The following is a 4,767-nucleotide window of genomic DNA, read 5'->3' as shown; positions in this document are numbered from 1 at the left end:
TCATAATCCATCAGAAGATTAATTAAAATAAAAAAATGTTACCTCTGATAGAAGCGTTTTTAAATGGTATTAGTATCGGTTCAGTTTTATTAATTGCTGCTCTTGGATTAGCCATCGTTTTTGGCTTAATGGGAGTGATTAATTTGGCTCACGGTGAATTGATGATGTTAGGTGCTTACACGACTTTTGTGGTGCAAAATATTTTTAAGCCCCTAGGTGAGCCTTGGTTTAACTTTTATATTTTTGTTGCTATTCCAGCCGCTTTCATTGTTGCTGCCATTGCCGGGATAATTTTAGAACGAGGAGTAATTCGCTTTCTTTACGGCAGACCACTAGAAACCCTTTTAGCTACATGGGGGGTTAGTCTTATTTTGCGTCAATTGGTTCGTAGTATAAGTTGGTCAATGACTATTAGCTTACTATTATTTTGTCTCTTCTTTTTCGGTGGAATGTGGTTTTTATCTCGTCAACAAAATTGGCAACAAATTCGCACTAAATTTCTTTATATTTCTTTACCTTTATCGGGTGCGATCGCCATTTTAACAGGAATATTAATTAATAATTCTCAAAATTTAGCGTTGACAAAACCTTGGTTTAGTGCGAGAAATGTAGATGTAACTGCTCCCGCATGGTTAAGAGGAGGAATTCCCCTAGGTGCATTTCAATTTCCAATATCAAGGGTTTTCATCATAGTATTAACCATTCTTTGTATCTTAGGAGTATATTGGTTTTTAAACGGCTCAGATTGGGGTTTAAAAATTAGAGCTGTCACCCAAAACCGTACTATGAGTTCATGTTTAGGTATTCCTACCGCCACTGTTGACGCCCTCACTTTTGCTTTAGGTTCAGGACTAGCAGGTATTGCAGGTGTAGCCATTAGTTTACTTGGTTCAGTCGGTCCAAATACCGGACAAAACTACATTGTCGATACTTTTATGGTGGTAGTTGTGGGAGGAGTTGGTAATTTACTCGGCTCAATTATTGCGGCTTTAGCAATTGGGGTTATCACTTATATTATTGGCTCTGGTAGTCTTGGTTTAATGTTAATGTCTCAAGATTCCTTAACTCCCATAGTGGATGTGATCAATTTTTTTGCTACCACTAGCATGGCAAAAGTATTGGTATTCGTTTTAATTATTGCTTTTTTACAAGTCAAACCTGCTGGTATTTTCCCTCCTAAAGGACGTACTGCTGAACTATAGTTCAATAATAGGTAGTAGTTGAATAATGCTCAACTCTTACAAAGTAATTAGTAATAAGTTTTTCAAGAAAGGTTCGTAGTAAGGGATTTATCCCTCTATTTTCCTGATAATGATTGATGTCAATAGGTTTAGTTACATAATTTTTCAGATGTTGAGTACTCAATACTGATAAACTAATAAAAAATTATAAATAATAAGGATAAATAATTATCATGACTGCGGAAAGTATGTTATTTAACGGTGCAATTCTTTGTTTTACAGTAGTTTTAGTTGGTTTAGCATGGGGTTTTCTTTTATTAAAACTTTCAGGTGAATCGAAGTAATTGTTAAAAGTTAATTCTATTAATTTAGATCATAGGTATAAGGGTGTTAGATTTTTTATCGTTTTCCTCATCAAAATTTTTGGGTTTGAAATCCCGTGCTTCTAGCATGGCTTTCTATTTCTATTTTGCTATATTGACAGTTTCTAGTTTTTCTATATATATATAAATATATAGCGAAAAGTTAAAGACTATGTTTAAAACTCAGAAAAATCAAATTAGAGGACTGTCTAAAACAGAATATTTAGCTCTACAAGAACTGTGTAGGTTGTCGAAAAACCTTTACAATGTTGGGCTGTATTCTGTTAGACAGTTCTTTTTTGTTGAGAATACATTTCTTCGCTATGAGTCTAACTACCATCAATGCAAAACTAATGAAAATTACCGATTACTTAATACTGATATTGCCCAACAAACTTTGAAAGTGGTAGATAGAAGTTTTCGCTCTTTCTTTAACTTAATTAAAAAAGCTAAGTCAGGGAACTACCAATTCAATCAAATATCCCTACCTCACTACCTTAAAAAAGAAGGGTAGAACCTGATGTAACCTGAGTTCGATGTAAGAAAATAGCTTGTAATTATTTGCCTGTGGGAATTTGAGAAAGGTACGGGCAGCTACGCTGTGCCTTTGGCATCACTTCATGGTTAACATTCTTCACATAAATTATGGGAGGAAATCAGAGAAATTAGTTAAATTTTCTCAATAAATATTAATTTTTTTTACTAATCAATTCTTTCTTGAAACTTTAATTTCATAATAATTCTGTCGTTTTTGCGAAGAATTAATGTTATGGAATTAGAATAACTTTTTTGTGATATTGATGATTTTTGTCTGATGTTTGAACCATCTTTTCAGGCACAACTGTTGTCCTCTTCTGAAAGAAAAAGAATTAAACATTCTCAATTATGTTTGAGTGAAATTATGACTATTATTACTTATTTTCACCATTCCAGTTATCGCAATTTCAAACATTATTATCAATATCACATTTCCACATATCATCGTCAAGATTTTCCCTATTTAGTCAGTTATAAAATAAATAATTAGACATAAGTGCAAAATTCTAAATAAAATTAATTTATAGAACTTATTTGATATTTACGCCTGTAACCCAAATAACAAAAGGTTTTGACGAGATTAAAGCATTTCTCCTGAAATCATTACTATATAATCATTCTAAAAAAGATACCAAATGGTTTCTATAAAAAAAAATCATGAATTTTGATAATTATTACCTAGTCCTCATTTACTAAATTATGTAAGAATTCTCTTGTTAATTGTTAATTTCTTATTCCTGATTATCTCCAATCGTCCCAATTATCGTTAAAGATCGATGTATTGGGAAATTTAATTGGGTTTTCATTCTTTTCTAACATTACCTTTAACTCCTGTAAATTTTTATTCTTAAAGGCAAAACCTTCGGTAAATTCATAGGGTAAAATTCCTTTTTGTAAAGCTAAAGAAGCTGTAGTACCTGCCGCAGCACCTGATGACCACTCAAAAGAATGCACTCTATAAGCTGCCGCCGCAATATGACTGGTAGCGATACTTTTTCCTGTCACTAGCATATTATCGATTTTTTGAGGAATCATAGCTGATAAAGGGATTTGGAAGGGGTAAGCCTGTCCTTGTCCTCGTCTTTCTCCTTTTCTCTCTTTATTACCTGGTTTTTCGTGGGGGCTTTCTGTCATACAAGGGTGAAAATCAAGGGCATAATGTCCTATACCCACCGCATCAGGGTAAATAGTCGATCGAGTGCGATTTTTGACATCATCAGGGGCTACTTCCCCACTTAACACCGAAAATCCTTCTAAACCTGATAATAAGGCTTGTAAACGGCGATATTGATCAGGGGTAAGAGTTTTTTTATAATATTCATCTCGATAGTTACGGCGAGAAATATCAATTTCATTTACCATAAATCCATCAGGTTGGGCATAATTTGGGCGTCCAATAATTCTCCTACCTTCCCTCATATAAGGATACTTCGATAATCCGTGCATTGTACCCATAGGAGAGTCTAACCCTGTCAATAATTTTTGGTTGGGATAAGGTTTTTTAACACCGTCACCTAATTGTGAATCTGTTGTACCAGCCACTAACCAATGATAAAAACCAAGGGCATTTTGTTCTCCTTTATATAATGTTTCTGTGCGTAAGCCTCCCATCCAACCCCCAGGAGTTAATTGCCCTGTTTGTTGTAATTGTTCTCGACTATAAATTAAGTTGTCTTTTGACGTACCAGGACGGTAATCATTACCCCATGTCCAATTTTGCATGGAAATATCCCCTGTTGTCGGTTTACTGAAGCTAATACCTTTAAATGTCTTAGTTTCGCTATCTTCTGCTTTCCAAATCCTGCGATAAGTATAAACTAGATCAAAATCTGCTAATCTTTCTAGTTCGTAGCTATAGTATGGTTCGTATTGTTTATAAAAACTTGGTTCAGGTTGGGGTTGAGGTTCTGCTGTTTGTTGCATAGCAAAAGTATAAGTAAACCCTTGAGGACAATAGGGATCTTGTGTAATACTTGATGATGATGGCTCTAATTCAGAACGAGGATCAATACCTAAACGATAGGGTATATCTGTTAAACCGATTAATTCCCCTGTTTCTGTGGCTTCTACTACTATCCAATTAGTTTTTCCTTTAGTTTTTGGGTTTTTTGGTGCAGTAAATCTAATTACCTTTTTTTTTAGTCTAGGAGAATCTTGATAAGTGTAAGCATCTTCTATTACTTGCGATAAAGGCTCGGTATTTAAAGGCGGTGTATTTGGTTGTGGTTCATGTTGAATGGCGATCGCTTCCACAATTTGTTGACCTGTACCACCATTAGCGACAGTTTTAATTTTTAAATCTTTAATGACAGTATTAGGAAACCATTTTAATTTACCCTTACCTCGCTTGGCTGCATCTTTTAGTTGATTTTCAAGTATTTTATGGGCATCATTGGGCAAAAAACAAGAATTACTCACCCAACACTGCCCTGGATTCAGCTTTCCGTAGAATTTCTCAATATTTTTTCTCAATTCTAAATAACCACGAGGGAAAAATAACTCTTTTCTTTGTGTGCTACGTTCATCTAACGCTGATGTTCCTTGAGAAGAAATTTGTCCTCCAACCCAATCAGTAATATCTGTTAAACAGACGGTTTTTCCCATTAATAAGGCTTCATAGGCGGTAGCGGCTCCAGCTAACCCAGCACCTACTACTAAAATTTCGCATTCTTCTATTTGCTCAGGAT

General features: G+C 34.6%; 4 protein-coding genes. 3 read left to right on the top strand and 1 reads right to left on the bottom strand.

Annotated features, from left to right (window positions below; translation table 11 throughout):
• Positions 1-35 precede the first annotated feature (35 nt).
• From urtB to FWJ34_RS18285, 3 genes are all read left to right on the top strand, one after another.
• The gene (urtB, locus tag FWJ34_RS18295; protein ID WP_308256768.1) at positions 36-1,202 is read left to right on the top strand and encodes an urea ABC transporter permease subunit UrtB; all 1,167 of its coding nucleotides are present in this window, start codon (positions 36-38) and stop codon (positions 1,200-1,202) included.
• Between the two features lie 212 nt (positions 1,203-1,414).
• Positions 1,415-1,525, top strand: a complete 111-nt coding sequence (locus FWJ34_RS18290) for a PetM family cytochrome b6-f complex subunit 7 (protein ID WP_066348818.1) — start codon at positions 1,415-1,417, stop codon at positions 1,523-1,525.
• A gap of 832 nt (positions 1,526-2,357) precedes the next feature.
• Positions 2,358-2,570, top strand: a complete 213-nt coding sequence (locus tag FWJ34_RS18285; RefSeq protein ID WP_308256767.1) for a hypothetical protein — start codon at positions 2,358-2,360, stop codon at positions 2,568-2,570.
• Positions 2,571-2,821: 251 nt separating this feature from the next.
• On the opposite strand, the gene FWJ34_RS18280 is transcribed toward FWJ34_RS18285, so the two are convergent.
• The coding region (locus tag FWJ34_RS18280) for an FAD-dependent oxidoreductase (protein WP_308256766.1) at positions 2,822-4,767 on the bottom strand (1,946 nt) is incomplete at its 5' end.

Source organism: Geminocystis sp. GBBB08, from assembly GCF_016743215.1.
Classification (GTDB): domain Bacteria; phylum Cyanobacteriota; class Cyanobacteriia; order Cyanobacteriales; family Cyanobacteriaceae; genus Geminocystis.
The sequence above is the reverse complement of the archived record's forward strand: the minus strand, read 5'-3'. Positions and strand labels throughout refer to the sequence as shown.